At 32.1% G+C, this 971-nt stretch carries 1 protein-coding gene; it reads left to right on the top strand.

Features of this window, described 5'->3' with window-relative positions; genetic code table 11:
- Positions 1 to 179: 179 nt before the first annotated feature.
- A complete protein-coding gene (locus ACT9TX_RS18365) occupies positions 180 to 743 on the top strand; it encodes a Crp/Fnr family transcriptional regulator (protein WP_481340561.1) in 564 nt (187 codons plus the stop codon).
- Positions 744 to 971 lie beyond the last annotated feature (228 nt).

The raw sequence follows: 971 nt of genomic DNA, 5'->3' as shown, positions 1-971 counted from the left end.
GTGTGGTGGAAATCCTGAAAAACTAAATGAAGTTTTATTGTGTAACACCTCATAAATATCTTTCGTACACCTATGGTTGGGCACAAACCGCAGCTGAATTTATTATAAACAGAATTTCGTCTATTCTTGAATTGGGCGTAATTTTAGAGACAACGAAACAGACATAGATTTACATAAAAATGAACGAAATTATAAGTTATACAGATAAAGTTTCACCCCTTGACAATTACGCACAGGATGATTTTTTGGGAGCATTTGAAATAAAAACCTTTCAGAAAGGTGACTACATTTTAAAGGCAGATAAAGTAAGCCAAGAATACTATTTTATCAAATCAGGACTAACAAAGTCTTTTTTCTTCAAAGACAACAAAGAGTTTATAATGACTTTTTTTAAAGAACATATGTTGTTTACAGAAATCAGTAGCTATATCACTCAACGACCTTCAAAATATATGCTTTTGGCACTTGAAGACACAACTGTATATGCTATCAAAAAGACATCAATTCAAGAATTGTGTAAGAAACACCATTGTATTGAAACACTTTTTAGTAAACTAATTTCATTCGCTACATTAGGAATGATGAAACGGATTAGTGAAATGCTTGAAGAAAATGCTACTGAACGATACAATAATTTTGTAAATGAAAACAATGGACTTCTTCAACGCATCAGTCTTGGGGACCTTGCCAACTATCTTGGTATTACACAAGTTTCATTAAGCCGAATTAGAGCTGCCAAATGATTTTTTATCTTTTGTAAAAAGAAAACACACTTAAAGTTTAGACTTTTGTAGTTCACAATTAAAGTTTAAATTAAATGGAACAGAAAAAAAGTAAAAATGTCGCCTATTGGGCAGTAACAGGTCTGCTATGTTTTGGAATGGTTCTTGGTGGCACCACAGGTGTACGAAAGATATTTATGAGGTGTTACACAATAAAACTTCATTTAGTTTTTCAGGATTTCCACCACA

Source organism: Parasediminibacterium sp. HNIBRBA5674, from assembly GCF_056745525.1.
This window is presented reverse-complemented; position numbering and strand designations above follow the sequence as displayed.

What these genes read in the sequence shown, in the direction of transcription:
- ACT9TX_RS18365 (WP_481340561.1), top strand. Translation starts at nt 180, where the DNA reads ATGAACGAAATTATAAGTTATACAGATAAAGTTTCACCCCTTGACAAT.